This window comes from Pseudomonas sp. 478 (assembly GCF_003254125.1).
Taxonomy (GTDB): Bacteria; Pseudomonadota; Gammaproteobacteria; order Pseudomonadales; family Pseudomonadaceae; genus Aquipseudomonas.
Genome location: NZ_QKZG01000004.1, coordinates 215695 through 236165, shown reverse-complemented (window position 1 = coordinate 236165; position 20471 = coordinate 215695). Strand labels below are relative to the sequence as shown.

Annotated in this window: 19 protein-coding genes; 12 read left to right on the top strand and 7 right to left on the bottom strand. The window is 58.1% G+C overall.

The window, feature by feature from the left end:
- Positions 1-53 precede the first annotated feature (53 nt).
- The 5 genes from DFS28_RS10915 to DFS28_RS10895 form a co-directional block, all read right to left on the bottom strand.
- Positions 54-1640 carry a GMC family oxidoreductase gene (locus DFS28_RS10915; RefSeq protein WP_111449752.1) on the bottom strand — a complete coding sequence of 529 codons (1587 nt, stop codon included), beginning with the start codon at positions 1638-1640 and terminating at the stop codon, positions 54-56.
- A gap of 113 nt (positions 1641-1753) precedes the next feature.
- On the bottom strand, positions 1754-2833 hold the full coding sequence (locus DFS28_RS10910) for an ABC transporter ATP-binding protein (protein WP_111449751.1): 1080 nt from the start codon (positions 2831-2833) through the stop codon (positions 1754-1756).
- Between the two features lie 5 nt (positions 2834-2838).
- Positions 2839-3630 carry an ABC transporter permease gene (locus tag DFS28_RS10905; RefSeq protein WP_046053026.1) on the bottom strand — a complete coding sequence of 264 codons (792 nt, stop codon included), beginning with the start codon at positions 3628-3630 and terminating at the stop codon, positions 2839-2841.
- 31 nt (positions 3631-3661) lie between these two features.
- Positions 3662-4597, bottom strand: coding sequence for an ABC transporter permease (locus DFS28_RS10900; protein ID WP_111449750.1), 936 nt, complete (start codon positions 4595-4597; stop codon positions 3662-3664).
- Positions 4598-4808: 211 nt separating this feature from the next.
- Entirely contained in the window at positions 4809-5969 is a 1161-nt protein-coding gene (locus DFS28_RS10895; protein WP_111449749.1) for a PotD/PotF family extracellular solute-binding protein, read from the bottom strand.
- Between the two features lie 515 nt (positions 5970-6484).
- On the opposite strand from DFS28_RS10895, the gene DFS28_RS10890 reads away from it, so the two are divergent.
- Positions 6485-7657, top strand: a complete 1173-nt coding sequence (locus DFS28_RS10890; RefSeq protein ID WP_111449748.1) for a thiamine pyrophosphate-dependent enzyme — start codon at positions 6485-6487, stop codon at positions 7655-7657.
- A 27-nt stretch (positions 7658-7684) separates the two neighbouring features.
- Positions 7685-7918: a twin-arginine translocase TatA/TatE family subunit gene (locus DFS28_RS10885; RefSeq protein ID WP_111449747.1), complete on the top strand. Its 234-nt coding sequence runs from the start codon at positions 7685-7687 to the stop codon at positions 7916-7918.
- Positions 7919-7946: 28 nt separating this feature from the next.
- Here the strand turns inward: DFS28_RS10885 and DFS28_RS10880 are convergent, their stop codons facing one another.
- Positions 7947-8813 (bottom strand): XRE family transcriptional regulator, encoded by an 867-nt coding sequence (locus DFS28_RS10880; protein WP_111449746.1) that lies wholly within the window; start codon positions 8811-8813, stop codon positions 7947-7949.
- Between the two features lie 495 nt (positions 8814-9308).
- Here DFS28_RS10880 and DFS28_RS10875 point away from each other — a divergent pair, with 495 nt between their 5' ends.
- On the top strand, positions 9309-10478 hold the full coding sequence (locus DFS28_RS10875; RefSeq protein WP_111449745.1) for a Gfo/Idh/MocA family protein: 1170 nt from the start codon (positions 9309-9311) through the stop codon (positions 10476-10478).
- Positions 10479-10488: 10 nt separating this feature from the next.
- Here DFS28_RS10875 and DFS28_RS10870 read toward each other — a convergent pair whose 3' ends face one another.
- Positions 10489-11250 carry a DeoR/GlpR family DNA-binding transcription regulator gene (locus DFS28_RS10870; RefSeq protein ID WP_111449744.1) on the bottom strand — a complete coding sequence of 254 codons (762 nt, stop codon included), beginning with the start codon at positions 11248-11250 and terminating at the stop codon, positions 10489-10491.
- Positions 11251-11398: 148 nt separating this feature from the next.
- Between DFS28_RS10870 and DFS28_RS10865 the strand changes: the two genes are divergently transcribed.
- From DFS28_RS10865 to DFS28_RS10825, 9 genes are all read left to right on the top strand, one after another.
- Entirely contained in the window at positions 11399-12433 is a 1035-nt protein-coding gene (locus DFS28_RS10865) for a glycoside hydrolase family 3 N-terminal domain-containing protein (RefSeq protein WP_111449743.1), read from the top strand.
- A gap of 2 nt (positions 12434-12435) precedes the next feature.
- The gene (locus DFS28_RS10860) at positions 12436-13449 is read left to right on the top strand and encodes a glycoside hydrolase family 3 N-terminal domain-containing protein (protein WP_111449742.1); all 1014 of its coding nucleotides are present in this window, start codon (positions 12436-12438) and stop codon (positions 13447-13449) included.
- Positions 13450-13570: 121 nt separating this feature from the next.
- Positions 13571-14455: a sugar phosphate isomerase/epimerase gene (locus tag DFS28_RS10855; RefSeq protein ID WP_111449741.1), complete on the top strand. Its 885-nt coding sequence runs from the start codon at positions 13571-13573 to the stop codon at positions 14453-14455.
- 69 nt (positions 14456-14524) lie between these two features.
- Positions 14525-16111, top strand: a complete 1587-nt coding sequence (locus DFS28_RS10850) for a GMC family oxidoreductase (RefSeq protein WP_111449740.1) — start codon at positions 14525-14527, stop codon at positions 16109-16111.
- A 665-nt stretch (positions 16112-16776) separates the two neighbouring features.
- Entirely contained in the window at positions 16777-17202 is a 426-nt protein-coding gene (locus DFS28_RS10845; RefSeq protein WP_256596862.1) for a LysR substrate-binding domain-containing protein, read from the top strand.
- 132 nt (positions 17203-17334) lie between these two features.
- Positions 17335-18231, top strand: coding sequence for a transporter substrate-binding domain-containing protein (locus DFS28_RS10840; protein WP_371922149.1), 897 nt, complete (start codon positions 17335-17337; stop codon positions 18229-18231).
- Between the two features lie 50 nt (positions 18232-18281).
- Entirely contained in the window at positions 18282-19103 is an 822-nt protein-coding gene (locus DFS28_RS10835; RefSeq protein ID WP_111449738.1) for an amino acid ABC transporter ATP-binding protein, read from the top strand.
- An 11-nt stretch (positions 19104-19114) separates the two neighbouring features.
- Positions 19115-19786: an amino acid ABC transporter permease gene (locus DFS28_RS10830; RefSeq protein ID WP_046056242.1), complete on the top strand. Its 672-nt coding sequence runs from the start codon at positions 19115-19117 to the stop codon at positions 19784-19786.
- A gap of 10 nt (positions 19787-19796) precedes the next feature.
- On the top strand, positions 19797-20462 hold the full coding sequence (locus tag DFS28_RS10825; protein ID WP_046056243.1) for an amino acid ABC transporter permease: 666 nt from the start codon (positions 19797-19799) through the stop codon (positions 20460-20462).
- Positions 20463-20471 lie beyond the last annotated feature (9 nt).

Here is a 20471-nt window from a genome sequence, read left to right as displayed (position 1 = left end):
CACCGCTATAGCGAGCAAGCTTGCTCCCACTGGGGGGGGCTGTGTTGTGCTTGCTAATGAGCGTTCTGGATATGATCCGCCGCTTTCTCGCCGATCATGATCGCCAGTGCGTTGGTATTGCTGGAGCACAAACTCGGTGCAATGGAGTTGTCGGCGACTCGCAGGCCTTCGATCCCGTGTACGCGCAACGTGTTATCCACCACCGCCATCTCGTCCACACCCATTTTGCAGGTGCCGACCGGGTGCAGCGCGGCGTGGGCCTGTTGGCGCACGAACTTCCGGTAATCGTCGTGGGTGCGCAAAGGTCCGGCGGGGACGTGCTCGCGCAGAATGTGCCCGGCCATGGCGCTCTGGCACATGATGTGGCGGCCGAACTCGGTCGCTTGCACCATGCACTCCAGATCGAAAGGATCGGTCAGGTAGTTGGGTTCAATCGACGGCAAGTCCATCGGGTTGGCGCTGCGCAGTTGCACGGCACCCGTCGAGCGCGGGCGGGTCTGGCACACGTTCAAGGTGCAGCCATTGCCGCCTGGGACGGAACCGACGCCCGCCTCGACGCCGGCGCCGGCCATGAAGCAGTACTGCGCATCCGCGCGGTTCTGCGCTACCGACGTGCGCCAGAACGCCCCACCTTCGACCACGTTGGACGTCACCGGGCCTTCCCGAAACAACGCGTACTGCAAGCCTGCTGCGAGTTTCCAGTGCGGCTTTTTGTACTTGTCGTAGCTCAAGGGGCGCCGCAGTTCATTGATCAAGGACACTTCGATGTGGTCCTGCAAGTTCTGCCCGACTCCAGGCAGGTCATGCATCACCTTGATCCCTTTTTCGTGCAGGTGACTGGCCGGGCCAATGCCCGATAGCATCAACAGTTTCGGCGAGTTGATCGCACCGGCGCTGACGATGATCTCGCCATCAGTCCTGAGTACTCGGCGCTGATTTTTCTCCATGTATTCAACGCCCGTCGCGCGCCCCTTTTCGATGAGGATGCGCAAGACCCGGCAGTTAGTTTTAACCGTCAGGTTCGGTCGCTTGCGCGCAGGCTTCAGGTACGCAATGGAGGTGCTCGATCTCAGGCCGTTTTTTGTGTTGATTTGATACAACCCGCAGCCATCCTGTACCCCTGAATTGAAATCGGCGTTATAGACCAGCCCGGCTTGTTGGCAGGCTTGCAGCCAGAGCTTGGTCAAGGGATGGGTATAACGCTGATCGCTGACGCCGAGCGGGCCATCGGTGCCGTGTGCGTCGTTGCTGAAGCGGTCGTTGATTTCGCATTTCTTGAAGAAGGGTAGGACGTCCTGATAGGCCCAGCCCTGGGCACCGCCGGCGGCCCAACTGTCGTAATCGGCGGGTTGCCCGCGCAGATACACCATGGCGTTGACCGAACTGCCGCCGCCAAGCACGCGCGCCTGCACCATGGTGGGATTCGCAGCGCCGATGTAGTCCGCTATCGGCTCCCAGGGGTAATGCTCGACCAGGTTGCCCTGGCTGGTCTTGTAGAAACCGACCGGCAGATGAATAAACGGGTGGCTGTCTCTCGGACCTTCTTCGAGGAGGATCACTGAAACCTGCGGATTTTCGCTCAAACGTGCTGCAATCACGCACCCGGCTGACCCGCCCCCGACCACGATATAGTCGACCATTGTTGTGTGCCCGTGACTGACGTCGATCAATTGAGGAAAAGATGCGGCAAACGCAAAGCACTGTGGCGAGGGGGCTCGCCACAGGTACTGTGTAATGCCTTGCTGAGTGATGTTTACGCCGGTATCACCACAAAACTGTCCGGCTTGCAGGTAAGCGCCACATCCGAGCCGGGCGCCAGCGTGTGACTACCCGGCGTGGGCAGTTGCTGGCATTTAAGATCGATGGTGCCGCCGGCCACCGCCACCCGGTAAATGACCCGATTGCCGATAAACGATGTGTCCTTCACCTTCCCGGCAAAGGCGCCGTCAGCCAGCGTCGCGCCTAGAGCGGGCTCAAGGCCGATGGTTTCAGGACGGATCGACACATTGACCGGCCCGGCACCGAGACTGTTCTTGGCCGTGTGTGCATAGCGACCGAACGGCAGATCGACAAAGCCATTGCTGGTATCGGCTAGCCCATACGTGCCGTTGACGATGTTGGTGTCGCCGAAAAACTTCGCGGCGAACAGTGTGCGCGGCGACCAATACATCTCTTGCGGGCCACCGATCTGTTCGATGCCGCCCTTGTTCAGCAACACGACGCGGTCAGACAGGATCATCGCTTCGTCCTGGTCATGGGTGACATACACGAAGGTGGTCGAAGTCTCTTCGTGGATCCGTTTGATCTCGTTGAGCATATGGTGGCGAATCTTCAGGTCCAGCGCCGCCAACGGTTCGTCGAGCAACAGCACGGCAGGGCGATTCACCAGCGCCCGGGCCAGAGCGACCCGTTGTGCCTGGCCGCCGCTGAGCTCGGAGATCCAGCGATTCTTGAAGCCTTCCAACTGCACCAGCTCCAGGGCCTTAGTCACTTCACGTTTGATCTCATCCTTCGGTTTCTTCTTCAGGCGCAGGCCGAACGCCACGTTGTCGAAGACATCGAGGTGCGGGAACAGCGCGTATTTCTGGAACACCATGTTCACCGGACGCTGCTCGGGCGGGAGGGACGTGGAGTCCTTGCCGTCGATCACGACCTTGCCGGTGGTGGGTTCTTCGAAGCCCGCGATGATGCGCATCAGGGTGGTCTTGCCGCAGCCGCTGGGGCCGAGCAAGGTCAGGATTTCGTTGCGTTTTACGGTCAGGTCGACTTTGCCCAGGGCGGTCAGGCCACCGTAGCTTTTGGAGATTCCGGTCAGTTCAATACTGTTGGTCATGGTGATTACTCTGCAGTTTCAGCGCGTTCAAGTTCGAGACGACGACGGCGCAAGGTCATGACCAGGCCGGCGATGACGATGATGGCGATGGTCACGACCAGCATGAATACCGAGGCGGCATTGATGGTTGGGCTGACGGCGCGGCGCATCATCGAAAGAATCATGAGGGGCAGCGTGGTGTCGCTGCCGGTGACGAACACGGTGATCAGGAATTCGTCCATGGACAGCGCCACTGCGAGGATCGCGGCGCCGGCAATCGTCGGGCCAATGATCGGAAGCGTCACCAGCCAGAACGCCTTGAGCGGTGTGGCGCCCAGGTCACGCGCCGCTTCCTCGAACGACAGATCGAAGTACTCCAGGCGTGAACGCACGGACTCGACGAAAAACGGAAAGGTGAACAACGTATGGCCGATGACCACGGTCAGCAGCGAACGCGGCAGGCCGATCAACGAGAAGAAAATCACCAGCGCGATCCCGAGGAACAGACCGGGCAGGGCGATGGGGGCGAAGTTCATGAAGGCAAAGACCGATTTGACACGGCCTTTCATGCGCATCAGCGCCAGTGCCGAGAACGTGCCCAGCAGGGTGGTGAGTACGGTCGAGCCCGCGGCGACGATGGCGCTGTTGGTCAGTGCCGTCATGAAGTCCGAACTGCTGAACAGCGCCTCATACCATTGGGTGGAGAAGCCCTCGAACGGGAACGACAACGAAGCCGACGAGTGAAAGCTGAACAGCGTGATAATCGCGATCGGCGCGTAGAGAAACAGCATGTAAACGTAAGTGAAGAGTCTGATCATGGCGGTCACCTTGCATTGTTATGGGCGGCATTCAGTCGTGGTAACGCTTGCCGGGCGCCAGGTTGGCCGCCCGCAACACACCCAGCAGCAGCGCATAGACCAGCATGAAGACAATCAACAGCAGGTAGGCCATCGCCGCACCCAGTGGCCAGTTACCCACCGAACGGAACTGGTTGGCGATCACCAGGCCCGTGGTCATGGCATCTCGACCGCCCAACAACTGCGGTGTGACGTAGTCACTGGCGGCGAGGACGAAGGTGAACATGAACGAGCTGACGATGCTCTTGTGCGCCATCGGAATGATCACCCGCCACAAAATAGTGGCGCCGCTGGCGCCCAGGTCGGCGGCCGCTTCGAGGTAATCCTTCTTGATGTCGCGCAGGCCCGAGACCAACAGCAAAAGGGTGAACGGCAACATGATGTGGACCAGGGTCAACACCACGGAAAACTTGCTGAACACCAGCCAGTCCAGTGGTTGATCGATCAGCCCCAGGTGCAGCAAGGTGGAGTTGATCACGCCGTTGGTGCCCAGGATCGAGCGCCAGGCGTAGACCCGCACCAGGTAGCTGGAAAACCACGAGATCAACGCGAGGTACAGCACGGCGTTGGAGCGCGTTCGATAAACGATGTAATAGGCCACCGGGGCGCTGATCAGCGTTGACAGCACGGCGGTCCAGAAACCGTTTTGCAGCGCGATCCAGAGCGAGTCGTAAAACCCGCTGGCGCCAAGGGCCTTGGCATAGTTGGCCAGGGTGGCGGCCGGTTCCATGCTGAAGGTCTTGGCGGTCCAGAAACTGGCGACCAGCAGCAGTACCGACGGGATGAGAAAGAACACGACCAGGAAAAACAGGGGAGGCGACGCCAGCAAATAACCGCTCAGGGTTTTTTTGTCGATTTTCACGTGTTTACCGGCCTGCGAATCCCGTTCATCAAGAAGGATGGGCTCGCTGTTGTTGACTACGTTCATGATTAGGGTGCCTTTACTTTTTTATCGATAACGAGGGCGCTTTGGCGAGCGCATGCACGGCGTAACGTGTGCTGTTTCCGGGCGCTGCGAATGGCGTCGACAGGCCATTGCATCGCCCTAATCAAACGGAGCAGCGCGTGCCCGTAGACACGCGCCCTCCGGTTACCGTCCGTTCAAACCAACCTTCCACTACACCGGGTTGCCGGCCGCTCTAGAACGAGCCTTTGAAGTTCGCCCACTGATCGATCCATTCAGCATAGGTCACATACTTGTCGGAGCTCAGGGGTGGCTGGCCGTAGAGTTTCGACTTCTCGAAAAAGCTGTCGAGGTTCGCGTAGTCGAAGGTGTTTCGCAGGTCTTCGGGCAGCAGCGGCACGGCTTTCTGGTTGACCACGCCCGAGAACATGGTGGTAGCCATCTTGGCCTGGGTTTCCGCCTCGAGCGTCTTGTTGATGAACTCCAGCGCCAAGGGCACGTCTTTGGCGGTTTTCGGGATAAACAGGGCATCGCACCAGAGCGCTGCGCCTTCCTTGGGAACGGACAGCGCGGTGGTCACGCCGCGCTTGACGGTTTCGCTCGGGGTGTTGGCGGACGCCGAGAACACCGCGTCGACTTCGCCCGACACCAGCAGGGACACCGCGTCACCCGAAGAGGCGGCAAAGACGCGGCATTGATCGCGATACGGTTTGAGTTTTTCGAAGGCGTCGTCGAACTCGGCACGGGTCAGGTTGGGGAACTTGTCGCCGTAGCCGGCAATGATTGCAATGAGTGACCAGTTCGAGGTGCCGTCATCGACGAAGGTCAGCTTGCCTTTCAGTTTCGGGTCCAGCAGGTCCTTATACTCGCTAGGCTTTTTCACGTTTTTCGGGTTGTAGACAATGGTGTTCATGCCCCACAGAAGCGGCACGCCCCACTGTTTGCCATCCCAGAACCAGCGTTTGCCCTTGTAGAACAGCGGGACGGTATTTTCCTGCGAGTAGTTGGGGATCTTCGAGGTGTCGATGGCCTTGAGCAGGCCCATTTCCTGGTAGATGGTCTCGTAACCCAACGCGTACATGGTCAGGTCAAGTTGCACGGGATCGGAACCGGCCAACCGCGCGGTAATGTCGTCCTGATTACTGGCATAGCTGGAGCGCACGGTGATGCCACGCTGTTTGCGCCATTCGGCCAGTTCCGCGTCACCGGTTTCACCTTCCCAGCCAAGAATCTCCAAATGCCCGCCCGACGCGGCGAACGCACTGGGCACAAAAGAACCCACGTACAACCCCACGGCAGAGGCGGCGGCCCCGAGCAAAAACGTGCGCCGTTTCAAGCTGATCGAATCCAGGTCAATGCCGGTCAAGCCATAACCCGTTTCTGTTTCTTTTTTCATTTCGAGTTCCTGCCTAGGGTGGTTGTTAGCAAACGCTTTGCGACTAGCAATGTCTGTAGATCGGCAGTGTTATGGCCAGCATGGGTCCTTTGCAGCTGGGGAGGCGGGCGGCGCAAAATTGCCTGATGCAGCGGGCATTGCGCGGTTGACCTCCACTGATCCGATTGACTCTTCCTTGGCTGGGCTGCGCCGCTTACCTCGGGTTGCAAGGTCAAGACTTGAAGCGGCGCGCCTAGCGCTTGATAGGCTCGGCTTGTTGTTTTCATGGATCGAGTATTGGCCTGGCAGGCAGAGCACTCAATTTCGCAGCATCTTTAAAAGCGACGCACTCTGACGCATCAAAGTGACCTAATCGGCGCAGCAGACTCCCTTTAACCATAGTTCTCCCTTAACGGGTGAGGGGGATGGATGAGCTGCGTCAACCTGCGTCTCTTTTACCGGGGGTGCGAAATTGAGCCGGGGCTGCTGCGGGCGAATACTCCAATCGCGATCCTGAGATTTGATTGGAGTGTCCTGTGAAACTCACTGGTGGCCAGATTGTGGCGAAAGCGCTGAAAGCGAACGGTGTCGACTATGTTGCCGGGATGCCGGGTGACGGCTCGTGGGCATTGGTGGAAGCATTGCTGACGGCTGGTACCGATATCCCGTTCATTCAAGTGATGCAGGAGCAAAGCTCGGTGCATGTGGCCGATGGCTATTTCCGCGCCTGCGGTCGTCCCATGGCGGTCCTGCTGCCCGTCCCGCCGGCTATTTCGAAAGCCCTGGGTGCGATGGCGGCCGCGTTGGCGGATTCATCGGCGATGCTGGTCATCAGTGGTGATAGCGCTGTTCAGCGTCCGGCCACTTTGGCCCCCGGCATTACCAAAGAGCATGTGCAGGTCTCGGCGATTGAACAGCTGCCGCGCGCCCTGCGTCAGGCGTTCGATACGATGTTGAGTGGCCGCGTCGGCCCGGTCAGCCTGGAGATTGCGCAAGCGGTGCAGACCGCCTCGCTGGACGTCAGCCTGGCGCCCGCTACGTTACGAGCGAGCAGCGAAGTGCAACGGCCAGATCCCCGATTGAAAACAGCCGGGCCAGATGAACATCAAGCGGCGCGATGGGTTGAAGACAGCGCCAGTGACGTCCTGGCCTTGACCGTTCACAAACCCTTGGCTGAATTGCGCGCGGTGCTGGAAAGCGATGCGATGCTGGTCATCGGCTCGGGGCGTATCCAGGCCATCGCACGGGAAATGTTCCCCCTCGACAATCCCGGCAACCATCTGTGCACCGGTCGTGTCAGCACGCTGGGTTGGGCGGTGCCGGCGGCGATCGGCGCGAAGCTCGCCATGCCGGCGCGTCAGGTGGTGTGCGCCGTAGTCGACGGGGATTTCCTGCAGTCGATGCAGGAGATGGCGGTGTGCGTGATGCACAGCATTCCCGTGGTGTTCCTGGTGTTTAACAACAGTGGTTACGTGTCATTGAGCGATGTGCAGGTCCCGGTGGTCGAGCAGCACCGCGCCGGCGAATTCAATTTGCCGGACGGCAAACCTTACTCGCCGGACTTTGCCGGCATTGCCAGGAATTTCGGGCTTGAGGCGTGGCGGGTCGAGCACGCGTCACAACTCAATCCAACCTTTATCAAGGCCCTGAACAGCAAGGGGCCGTCGTTGGTCGAGGTGATCACGGCGCGCGGTTCGCGGGTGAATTAATCAACGGGTCTGCAGAGGAATCATGCGATGGGTATTTTGGACTGGAAGCACTGGATCGTCATTCTGGTGGTGGTTGTGCTGGTTTTCGGCACCAAGAAGTTGAAGAACCTGGGCACGGATGTCGGTGAATCCATCAAGGGCTTTCGCAAAGCCATGAATGACGATGAGCAGGGCAGCGAACTCCCGCCAACGCCGGTGCCCCACGTCAGCACGGCGGTGGATGCGCCGTCGATCATCGAAGGGCAGCATCACAAGGTCTGAACATCAACGAGGTGGTTTCTCAGCCACCTCAGTCCTGGCCGCCCCACACGATTGTCGCGTTGTCGCCGGTCATGTATTCGCGCACCTCCAACGGTAAAGACTGGTCGCTGGGCAAGACGGCGGTGGCGTTGCGCAGGTGATGTTTGCGGATCTTGCCTTTGTCCACCAGCCCCAGCGCCATTCGGGTAGAGAAGGGCTGGCGGAAAGACGAAGACGCAACGCCGGTCACCAAGCCATACAGGAATCGGATCGGTCGGCGATGCTGTGGGGTCAGGATCGAAAATGTCATCTCGTTGCGTTGCTTGCCTTCAAAGTCCACCAGGAACAGACGGTCTCCGAGCAACAAACAAAAGCCGTGATAGGTGAACGAGTAGCCGATCTTGCCGCTGCCATCGAGCAACGGGAAACGTTCTACGGTGACGTACTGCACCATCGAATCGGCTCGATACAGGCAGGTGACCGAGCGCAGTATCCGGCCTTTGTAGATCGATGAGTTGTGGTAGCGGTAATAGACGCCCAGATAGTCCTCGAGCAAATCGGCCGACTGCTTGGCCAGCGGCAGGAAATGATTGAATTGCGCCGAGGCACGCAAGTCCGTCGGCAGTTCGTTTTCATACCCCTCATAGAACTTCTTGAACTCGGCAGGCGGGCGAAACAGGTCCTCGGCTTCCATCATGAAATAACGGCCGATCTTCTGCAGGATCTTCTGCGAAGGAACGTGCTGGCCCACCAGGTATTTGTTGAACTGCTGGCGATTGACGTCGACCTTGCGGCACATGTCGGCCACTGACCGGCAGGACTCCACTAGCGTACTCAGGTTCTTTTGCACATTCGCCTGCAAGTCACTGCGAACCTGCTGTCGCTCGGAGTGCGAGGTGGCGGCAGTCAACGACATGGGGGGCTGATCTCCTCGGCTGGGCATTGTTATCTCGATGGGGTCTGATTAATTAAGAAGTCGGTTATAAAAGTTATAGCGCAGTTATCGAAATAACCCCTTGCTTAACCACAAGTGCTTGAAATTTATGCCAATAAGCCAAGCATGTTTTATGCCGGTTTATTCAATTCAAAGGGTTCTTTTGTAAACAGGTGAATGCAGCATGTTTTCGCCTTGATTGGCGCTGATAAACCTATGGAAAACGTAGGATTATCGTGTCCGGACGAGCCAGTCCAGAGCTTTCGGGTTACTCCTGACCACAGCCAGTAACACATTGATTTTTAGTGGGTAACACCTGATGTTGCTACCTGTTAAAGAATCTGCTGGCCAGATCGATCAGGACGCAGGTGCTTCAGTGCGCGTCATGTATCGAAGTAGTGCGAAATGGAGAATAAAACAATCGCCATTGATACTCATGGGATGCACCTGAGCGTCCTCTAGTGGAGTCTTTAAGCGATGGCAAGATTAACCGGTGATATTCCAGGGCAAAGGCGTTTCAAGGTCGGCATGGTCGGTGGTGGACAGGGCGCTTATTTCGCAAGCTATCATCGAGCGGCCATGCGTTTGTGCAATCGCTTCGAGATAGTCGCCGGCGCCTTCTCTTCGGACGCGGATAAATGCCGTGAGGCCGGGACGGCGTTCAATCTTGAGCAAGACAGGATTTACCTGTCATTCGCAGAAATGGCCGCTGCCGAATCCCGTCGGCCGGACCCCATCGATGCGGTGGTCATTGTCACTCCCAATCACCTGCATTTCGAACCGTGCCGACTGTTTCTCCAGGCGGGGATCCCGGTCATTTGCGACAAGCCATTGGTCAATGACCCGCAAGAAGCCTACGGGTTGGCCAGCATTGCCGAGCGGCACAATACGTTTTTCGCGGTGACTTACACCTATCAGGGCTATCCCATGGTCCGGGATGCCCGCAGTCGCATTCAGTCTGGGGAATTGGGTGAGATCCGCTTCATGTATGTCGAGTATTTGCTGGAATGGCTGGCGCCGGGCGTCGACGGCTTGAGTAAGAGCCTCGCGTGGCGTGGCGACCCTGCGAAGGCCGGCCCGACCGGCGCGTTGGGCGATGTCGGGACCCACGCTTTCAATATGCTCGAGTTCCTTTCCGGGCGACGCTGCACGAGCCTCAACGCCAAGTTGACCACGGTCGTGCCCGGTTGGGGGCTGGATGACACCAGTGTGATTCAACTGGAATTTGCAGGCGGCGCGGACGGCTTGCTGTGGGCCAGTTTCGCCGCGCCGGGGCATCGCAATGGGTTGCGGTTCAAAATCATTGGCAGCAAGGCGTCGCTTGAGTGGTGCCAGGAAACACCGGAAACCCTGTTGTTTACGCCCATCGATGGCGCCGACCGCATCTACCGTCGCGGCCAGAGCGACAACGCGGCCCAGACGTTGACCTTCACCAGCCTGCCCGCAGGCAATTGCGAGGGTTACCTGGAAGCGCTGGCGGTTTTGTATGCCGATTTCGCCGAAGCCCTCGATGCCGGGGCAGGGTGGCGAACGGCGACGACCGTGCCATTGCCGGATATTCACGAGGGCGTGCGCGGCGTGGTGTTGTCCCAGGCCTGTGTCGAATCCAGTAAACGGCGGGCCTGGGTGGCTTTTCCAGATCAGTAAATCCGTTGGCTCAAGACGCGACCACGATGTTTGAAACCTTGGCCTGAATCGGGCCAAGACGTTCGGCCGGGGCGTCTTTTTCCACCACCAGCACACCCAGTTCCTCGCAGGACGCGACCTGGTAATGCGCGATGCTCGACAGTTTTTCATTGGTCGCGGCCACCACAATCTGGCCGCTGCGAGACACCACCGTGCGCTTGAATTCCGCATCGTCCATGTCGAACGCCGTCACGCCCTTGACCGCATCAATCGCGCAGGCGCCCAAGAAGCACAGGTCGAAATTGAAGTTCGACAACTGCTGGATCGCCGTCAGCCCGACGGTGCTGCCGGTCGCCTTGTGCAGACGCCCGCCCAGCAAGATCACATCGGCCAGCGGCAGCTTTTGCATTTCCAGGGCAATGGCTGGCGAGTTTGTGGTGATTGAAACTGCGAGGTTGTGATCGATTGCGCTCGCAATCGAAGCGTTGGTGGTGCCGCCGTCGATGAAAATATGTTGGCCGGACTTGATCAGTGCCGCAGCGGCCAGCCCCAGTGAGCTTTTGCGGTCAGCCTGAGCATGGTCGCCGCCGCGTACCGGTGCCACGGATATAGCCCCGCCGTAGACCCGTTTGCAGATGCCTGCTTCCGCCAGTGCCGCCAGATCGCGGCGGATCGAGTGTTCGGAAACATTGAATTCCTGGGCCAGATCGCCGGCCAGTACCCGACCATGGGTCGCCAGCCGTTCCGCGATCAGGTTCTGCCGTTCTCCGGGGAAAGCTTCATGAGTGAGCATTGACTAAATCGATTCCCTGTGTAAATTGAGCGCAATCGAGCATTATTCGTGCGTTTTGTGCTCGAAGTTGATCGGTATCATGCGTGGCACTTCGTCATGCGTCAATAAAGTCGAGCGTTCTGCTCAAAAACGGTGTTGAGGAAAAGCGATGTCAAGCGAACTGCATCAAGCTGCGTATTCGGTCCTGCTGCCCGCGTTCGGGGATTTGCACCTGGACGACAACGTCCGTCGTTACTTGAGCCGTGGCGGCGTTTCCATTTTGCTCGGTGAAACCCGGGATGAGTACGTCAGCCGTGACATGAGCCCGGCTCGCAAGGGCGCTGAGACCCAGGCCGACTTTATCGCGATCGCCGCAGAGGCGGCAGCATTGGCCGGGACGCCCGTGCTGATTGCGGTGGATCAGGAACTCGGAGGCATCGAGCGCCTGCACCAACTGGTGCCGGCCATTGCGTCGAGAGAACAGCTCAAGGACCTCAGTGCTCAAGACATCGAGCAACGCTGCTTTGAGATGGCCACCATGGCGCGGGGGGTGGGCGTTAACCTGTTCCTGGCGCCGATCGTCGATGTGGTCACGGGCGCCAACCCGTGGTTGCACAACCGGCATTTGGGGGCCGACCCCGTCGAAGTCAGTCGGGTTTCCTGTGCCTTTATCCGCGGAGTTCAGCGCGCCGGGGTCATCGCCACTGCCAAACATTTTCCCGGTCATTACGTCACCGAGCAGGATCCGGCAATCGCTGAGGCCACGGTTCCCGGGCCACTGGAATTGCTAAATGACAACCTCGACGTGTTCAAGCACGTCATTGCCACTGGTGTGCAAGCGGTGATGCCGGGGCCTGCAGTTTTCCCTGCCATCGACCCTGATCACTCCGCCTCGACCTCGGCCAAAGTCATCGGGGTTTTGCGTGACACCCTCGGCTTCGATGGCTTGATCATTTCCGATGATCTGGATGCGGTTTCCATCCTCAGGGGCAACGCCATCACCGACACCGCTGTCGCTTCGCTGGCGGCCGGCGCGCACCTGTTACTGGTGTCCAGCGAGTCGGGCCTGGATGCCATCGCCGAGGCAATTGTCGCGGCTGTCCACGAAGGCGTTCTGGATGGTCAGATTCTGTTGGACGCAGCCACCAAGGTTCGCGAACTGGCAGCGGCCAATCACGACCAACACATCTCCCGTCGGAGTTGATCATGAGCACCCTTGAAAACAAGGCATTCAGCGTGCTGTTTCCGGTGTTGCTCGATCTGGACATGAATGACGGCGTGCGTCGTTTTCTCGGCAGTGGCGGGCGCAGCCTGCTCTTCGGCGAGACCGCGCAGGAGTATGTCAGCGGCAAAATGAGCGAGAGCCGCCTGCAAGCGGAAACCCTGGAAAAGTGGCAACGATTCACCGGCACGGCCAAGGAACTGGGCGGTCCGTTGCTGCTCGCGGCCGATGCGGACATCTCCGCCGTGCACCGTTTGCAAGGTATATCGCCGGCGCTGCCCGAGCCCGAGCGGGCCAGGGCGATGGGCATCGTTGAACTTGAAGAGGCGTGCTTTCAAGTCGCGACAGCCGTGCGCAACGCCGGGGTAAATCTGCTGCTGTCGCCGACCGCCGACGTGATGGGCGGCACCAACGTCTGGTTGCAGGGGCGCACACTTAGCGATGATGTCGACCGCGCCGCAGCTATGGTTGGGGCTTATGTGCGTGGTGTGCGTCGGGCCGGGCTGGCCAGCACGCTGAAGCATTTCCCCGGGCATCCGGTGCTGTTGCAGCTACCGGCCACGGAAGTGGCGGTGGTCAACGAGTCGCTGGATCAACTGCGTGCCTATTGGCCTGCGTTTCAAGCCGGGGTGAATGCCGGGGCCGACGCGGTCATGATGGGGCCGGCGATTTTTTCGGCGTGCGAGCCGCCGGTTGCCGCCTCGGTGTCACCCGAGCTGATCGGTTTGCTGCGCCAGGAACTGGGGTTCAAGGGCCTGGTCATGACCATTGACCTCGACCACCGCTCAACCATCGGAGACTTATCGCTCGGCGAAGTGGCGGTTGCGGCGCTGAACGCGGGGGCGGATCTGTTGCTGGTTTCCGCCAAGGCGATGCCTGAGATTCCACAGATTGTTCGCGCCATCACCGCGGCTATCACTCAGGGAAGGTTGTCGCAGGAGCGACTTGAGGCGGCTGCAATGGCCGTCTCCACCTTGGCCAACCGTCTCGCGGGTTGAATGATCCGTTGCCACAACCTGACGCAGAAACTGCGTCAGGTTGCGCCGCATTTGCCGTGAGTGCGAAATAACCGTCGTAACCCTATCGCTCTACACTGGATGTCAACGGTAGGAGCCTTATATGCACACTCAAAACAACATCCTGGCCTTGCATTCCACAGTCGCCAAACATTCGACACTGGCGATAGACATCGACATCGCAAAGACCGTCGGTTTCGATGCGCTGGAAATCTACAGCGGCAAACTGGAAGCCTATTTGCTGGCCGGTCATTCCGAGTTGGAACTCAAAACCCTGCTGAGCAAAACCCACGTCACGGGGATCGGCTACCTGAGAGATATCGAACGCCAGGGCGCCGAACGCGATGATCTGTTGAAGGAAGCGGAACGGCTTTTTCAACTGGCCAACCTGGCCGACGCCAAAGGTGTGCAAGTGCTCACCGGGCCGATCAATGTTCAAGCGGTGATCGATTTCAAAATGCACGGCACGAGTGCTCATTACAGCGGTTTGCTGGGGCACGATGAAGCGGAACAATTGGCGTTAACTGCCAGCAATCTCGCGCTGCTGGCGGACCTGGCCAAGCAATACGACGTCCTGCTTTATCTGGAAGCGTTGTCCTGGACGCCGTTGAACACCTTGGCGCACCAACTGCAGCTCATCGATCGCACCGAACGCAACAACGTCAAAATGGTGATCGATTACTGGCATTGCTTTACCTCCGGCGTTAAACCCGAAGACATCGCGCGCATGGATAGAGATGTGATCTACGGCGTGCATGTGTGTGACTCGCTGCCGTTTGTCGGTGGCATTCCCAATGAAGAAATCCTCCGGGATATACCGACCGGGAGCGGGGTATTGAACCTTGCCGAGTGGACGGCCGCGGTGAAGGCGACCGGTTACGACGGCTGGTGGAGCTGCGAGTTGTTTTGCAAGAAACAGCAGCAACAAAACAGTTATGAGGTCGCGAAAGATCTGAAGGCGCTTTTAGTCAGCCTCGTTGGACGATAAAGCGACGTTCACCCGGATTAACAACTTCGGTTCTTACACTCGTTACCTCATAAAAGGTCTTAAGTCGTCATGGTGGATTTCATCGTAATCGGAGGCGGCTCGACGGGCTGCACGGTGGCATCGAGACTCAGCGAAGATACGTCTGCGTCCGTGGTGTTGTTTGAAGAGGGGCCTCGCGACCGCAACCCCTATATCCATATTCCCGGCGCCTACTACAAGACGGCGCAGGGTCCGCTGCTCAAGCGCTATGCCTGGGAGCCCACCGAAGACCAACGCCGGACCGAAACGCCGACCATGGTCCAGGCCAGCGTGCTGGGGGGCGGAAGTTCGGTCAATGCGATGATTTACATCCGTGGCGTACCCGCCGACTACGATGGTTGGGCCGAGCAGGGCGCAACCGGTTGGTCTTACAAAGACGTATTGCCTTACTTCAAGAAAGCCGAAGACAACGAGCGTTTCTGTAACAACGTCCACGGCGTGGGCGGGCCGTTGGGTGTGTCCGATCCGATCAATGTCCACCCGCTGACCAAAGTGTGGCTGCGCGCTTGCCAACAGTACGGCTTGCCTTACAACGAGGATTTCAACTCGGGTAAACCTGAAGGCTGCGGGCTGTATCAGATTACGGCCAAGAATGGTTTTCGAAGCAGTGCGGCAGTGGCCTACCTGGCACCCGCGAAGTCACGCAAGAACCTGACGGTCAAGACCGGTTGCCGTGTGATCCGCATTCTGATGCAGGGTAACAAGGCCATTGGTGTTGAATACATCGAGAAGGGTGTGCGCCAGGTAATGCACGCCGAAAAGGAAATTGTTTTATCGTCCGGCGCCATCAATTCACCCCGATTGTTGATGTTGTCGGGTATTGGCCCTGCCGCGCAGCTCGAAAAGCATGGCATCAAAGTGATCAAGGATTCACCCGGTGTGGGGCAGAACCTTCAGGACCATATCGAAGTGTCGCTCGTTTACGAACTGACGGGGCCACACAGCTACGACAAGTACAAGAAGTTGCATTGGAAAATGATGGCGGGCTTGCAGTACGTCCTGTTCAGGCAAGGCCCGGCAGCGTCCAACCTGATTGAAGGCGGGGCTTTCTGGTGGGGGGACAAGGCGGCCACAAACCCGGATATCCAGTATTTCATGGTCGTTGGCGCAGGTATCGAAGAGGGGGTCGACTCGGTTCCCGGGGGCAATGGTTGCACCCTGAATTTAGGCCAGATAAGGCCGAAATCCAGGGGGTATGTCGAGCTTTATTCCGCAGACCCGATGTCGCCACCGCGTATCGTCCCCAACTATTTCTCCGATCCTTATGATATTGAAAGCTTGGTGGATGGTTGCCTCGTGGGTGAGGAAATCATGTCCCAGGCGGCCTTCAAACCTTACCTTGCACGACGTCATGTGCCGGACGTCGCGGTCACTTCGCGAGAGGCCATGAGAAAGTTCTGCCACGAAGAGGCCCACGCTGCGTTGCATCCGTCCGGCACCTGTCGAATGGGGGTAGATGACCAGTCGGTGGTTGGTCCGGATCTGAAGGTGCATGGCATTGAAGGGCTGCGGGTTGCCGACGCGTCGGTCATGCCCACTCTGATTTCAGGGAACCCCAATTCGGTGTGCATCATGATTGGCGAAAAGGCTGCCGATATGATTCGAAGCGGCCAATAGGTCGAAGCTAAGGCAAACATTCAACATCGTTTTATAAAGGCGTGGCAGTAACAGGTGCTTAACCTGTTGCTGCGGCGCTTTTTTTGGTTCACGCGTAGCTGCCGATCAACCATAGCGCGCAGCAAGTACTCAGTGCCAACAGCAAAATCGCGCTGCAAATTTTTGCTTGGAGTTCTAGTGTGGAAGGCTTTGTTTCAATGGGTTTATCCAGTGAAATAACAGGCTGTACACGGACTCTGGTCAGATGACCTGTCGCATAAAACACACTGTGCATGGCATCTACCCCTGTGTTTCGTTTCTGCTCAAATGGAGATCAATGAGCGCCTCTTTCCGGGACGGGGGCAATCTGCATGCCATCAGACCTGTTCGGACTTAGTCACGTCCTCGTCCATGCTCCGCGAGACCCAACTGTCTGTGCGGAAGTCATCCGGTGTATGAGTTAAAGGCCAGAGCAACTAAGAACACGGATTGGTAGCGATTGCTATGATTTTGTTGAGTATTTCATGAGCCAGGTTGCAGTCGATGCACTGGAGTGTGTGTATCAGCCTGGATCCAATTGCAGCAAGGCCAAGGGAATGGCGTCACGGTCAACCTGGGCATGAGTACCCCCGGGGGAGATTGAGCGAGGTCTGCTGGACGGGCGCCTGCATGTAGGGGCAATCCCTTTGATTACGCCACTTTCAGGGCTTGAGTACACGCTGCTCTATGAGGAGCGTTCGAATCTTTATTGCAGCTCGGAGCATCCATTATTTGGTCGTGCGCACCAGGTGACAAATGATGATCTGCGGCATGTCGATGCGGTTGTCCCAAGTTACCGAATGACTGCCGAGGCGATCGGGCTTCATCAACTGCTGGAGTGTGCGGCGACCGCCACGGACCGCGAAGGCATCGCTTTTCTGATCCTGACTGGAAGCAACATCGGTTTTCTTCCCGACCACTTTGCCGCTGGCTGGGTGGAGAAGGGTTTGATGAAACTCCTTGCGCCACAGCGCCTGTATTTCGATGCGCCACTGGCTGTAGTGACCTCGAAAAGTCGCCGCCCGAGCCTGATTCTCGATCACTTCCTCGAAGCCATTCAGCGGACTCTTTAGCTTTCCCCCTCCCCAAAGCGGTCGTTCGACCGCTCGGTCATTTTTCTCATAAATCTTTTCGGCACGTGTTGACAGCTCAATTCGTTCAAAACTAATCTGCATACAGCGCTGCATACATGACGGCGCACAGTGATGTTGAGTTTGTACCTTCCTGCCTACAAGAACGAAATCATCGGAGAGGTCAAAATGGCTCGGTTCCTTCCTCGCTCCATCCGCAACATGCTCGTTTGTGCATCCGCTATTGGTGCGTTGCTCACTCAGGTCCCAGCCCAGGCGGCTGATGTTTCACTCTGGAAAGACATTCAGAAAACGGGAGTTCTACGGTGTGGGGCTGCCGTCGCAGCGCCTTACGTCATGCGCGACGCCCGTTCTGGTGAATACAGCGGTTACTTCGTGGACCTGTGCCGCGACTTCGGCGAGAGGGTGCTGAAGGTGAAAGTCGAATTTGTCGACACGAACTGGGACAACCTTGTGGCGGGGTTGCAAGGTGGCAAGTGGGACATGGCCATGGCGCTTAACCAGACACCTGAGCGCGCGCTGGCTGTGAGTTTTTCGGTCGCGGCGACCGACTATCAAGTCTCGTTGCTGATCAATAAAGACAACCCGAAACTGGCCAATGTCGGTAATGCCATTGCGGACTTCGACAAACCTGAAGTGACCTTCGCGGTCATGTCCGGGACGGCTCAGGACAAGGCCATTTCGTCGGTGATCAAGCAAGGCAAGATCATGCGCTTGCCGGGCATGGATGAGGTTCGTCTTGCCGTTATGTCCAAGCGTGCTGACGTATTGGTCGATGCCAGCGACACCAACCACCTGTTTGCCGTGGCCAACCCCGGCTGGTCGAAGGAAGTGCTGCCCAAGCCCGCCCTGGCCAAGCAAGGTGTGGCGTTCGGTGTTCGCCGAGATGTCAGCGCCGCAGACTTGCAGACATTGAACATCTATCTCACGCAACGCCGTGAGACCGGTGAAATCGATGCGCTGGTCGATAAGGCCTCGCAACTCGCCAACGCCGATAAAACCCCTCAGTAACCCCCCGATGTCGAGCGCGCAGCGGGCTGCGCGCTCTCGGAGAATGTTCGATGAAAGCTTCCAATCTAGCGGCGGTGCCGCCACGGCCTCTGCACGTCTGCGAAACGAAGAGCGGTGAGTTCATTACGCTGCGCGACGTCTATAAATCCTACGGCGAAAATCTGGTGGTGATGGACCACCTGGATCTGGATATGCGGGCTGATGACCGCCTGGTCATCATCGGTCCCAGCGGTAGCGGAAAAAGTACTTTGCTGCGGGTCATGATGGGGCTCGAGAGCATTCAGGGCGGCACCATTCGATTCCAGGGTAAACCCTATATCGATGGCAATGCCCGAGGCAAAGGCAAGCCAATGGATTGCTCGCTGCAAACCCAGGTGGGCATGGTGTTTCAGCATTACACGCTGTTTCCGCACCTGTCCGTGCTGGGCAATCTGATCCTGGCACCGATGAAAGTCCATGGTTTGTCCAAGACTCAGGCCACCGAGAAAGCTCAGGCATTGCTGGCTCGCCTGGGCCTGGAAAGCAAACTCAACGTTTACCCCAGTCAGCTATCGGGTGGTCAGAAACAACGCGTGGCGATTGCCCGGGCATTGATGCTCGAACCCAAGTTGATGCTGTTCGATGAGGTCACTTCTGCACTTGACCCCGAGATGGTCATCGAGGTGCAGAACGTGATGCTGCAGCTGGCCGAGCAGAAGATGGCAATGATCATCGTCACCCATGACATGCACTTCGCCCGCCATATCGCGACCCGCGTGGTGTTTTGCGCCAACGGCAAAGTGGTCGAGCAAGGCCATCCCGATCAGCTGTTCACTCAGCCCAGGGAACCGCGCACCCGCGAGTTTCTGGAAAAAGTGCTGCACCTGGACTGAGGAGCGCGACCATGAATTATCAATTCGACTTCAACTTTCTCAACGGCAACTTCGGTCTGTTGTGGGATGGTTTGAAAGTCACCCTGCAGTTGGCACTGGTGTCGAACATTGTCGGTCTGGTGCTCGGCTTTGGTCTGTGTCTGCTGACCTTGAGTCGCTGGTTTTTCCTGCGTTGGCCGGCACAGCTGTTCATCGAGTTCTTTCGTTGCACACCGGTGTTGTTGCAAATCGTCTGGTTCTTCTACTGCGTGCCGATGCTTTTCGACGTGTTCATCGACCCCATCACCATGGGCGTGCTTGCGCTGGGCCTGAACCTTACAGCGTTCAACGCCGAAGCCTATCGGGCGGGTGTGCAGGCAGTACCGCGTGAACACCTGGATGCCTGCGTTGCATTGGGCCTGCGCCCCTGGCAGCGCACGCTTTACGTGATTCTTCCGCAAGCGCTGCGCAGTGCCGTACCGGTGTTGATGACCAATGGCATCTCGATCCTTCAGCAAAGTGCGCTGGTGGCGATCGTCGCCGTGGCGGACCTCATGTACGTCGGCAAAAGCATCGCCACCGAAGCCTACCGTCCGCTGGAAACCTACTCGCTGATCGCGCTCATCTACTTCGCCCTGTCGCTGCCGATCGCTCAGTTCGTGCAGTGGCTGGAACGTCGTCAGGACGCTGCGCTCGCGCGCTGAGGAGACTGTCATGAATCTTGATTTTACCGTGGTGTTCTCTTACTGGCAGGCCTTGCTGCAAGGGCTGGCACTGACGCTGGCGTTCACCGTGGGATGCGCCATTCTGGGCAGTCTGTGCGGTTTTTTATTGAGCCTGCTACGAGCTTCCCGTAGTCGCTGGTTAAGCGTACCTGCCGGTCTCTATGTGGAATTGTTCCGCGGCACGCCTCTGCTGATTCAACTGTTCTGGGTGTTTTTCTGCTTCCCGGTGGTGTTCGGCATCGATGTGCCGCCCTACGTGTCGGTACTGCTGGCGCTGACCCTGTACATGACCGCCATCACCAGCGAGACCTTTCGCGGCGCGCTGAAATCCATCCCCGGCGAACAACACGATGCGTGCGTCGCATTGGGCCTGGCCTCGTGGAACAAGACGATCTTCGTGGTGTTTCCCCAGGCCTTGCTGCGGGGCATTCCGCCGCTGCTCTCCAATGTGGTTTCGCTGTTCAAAGAGAGCGCGCTGATTTCCTCGGTGGGCATCGCCGACTTGATGTTCGTCGGCCAGAACATCTCCAACAGCACGGCTCGCCCGGTCGAGTTTCTCTCGGCGGTGGCTGTGATCTATTTCCTCGTAGCGTTCCCGTTGACCCGCTTGGTCGGCGTGATCGAGACGCGGATGCTGCGACGTTATGCGTACTAATCCAACCCT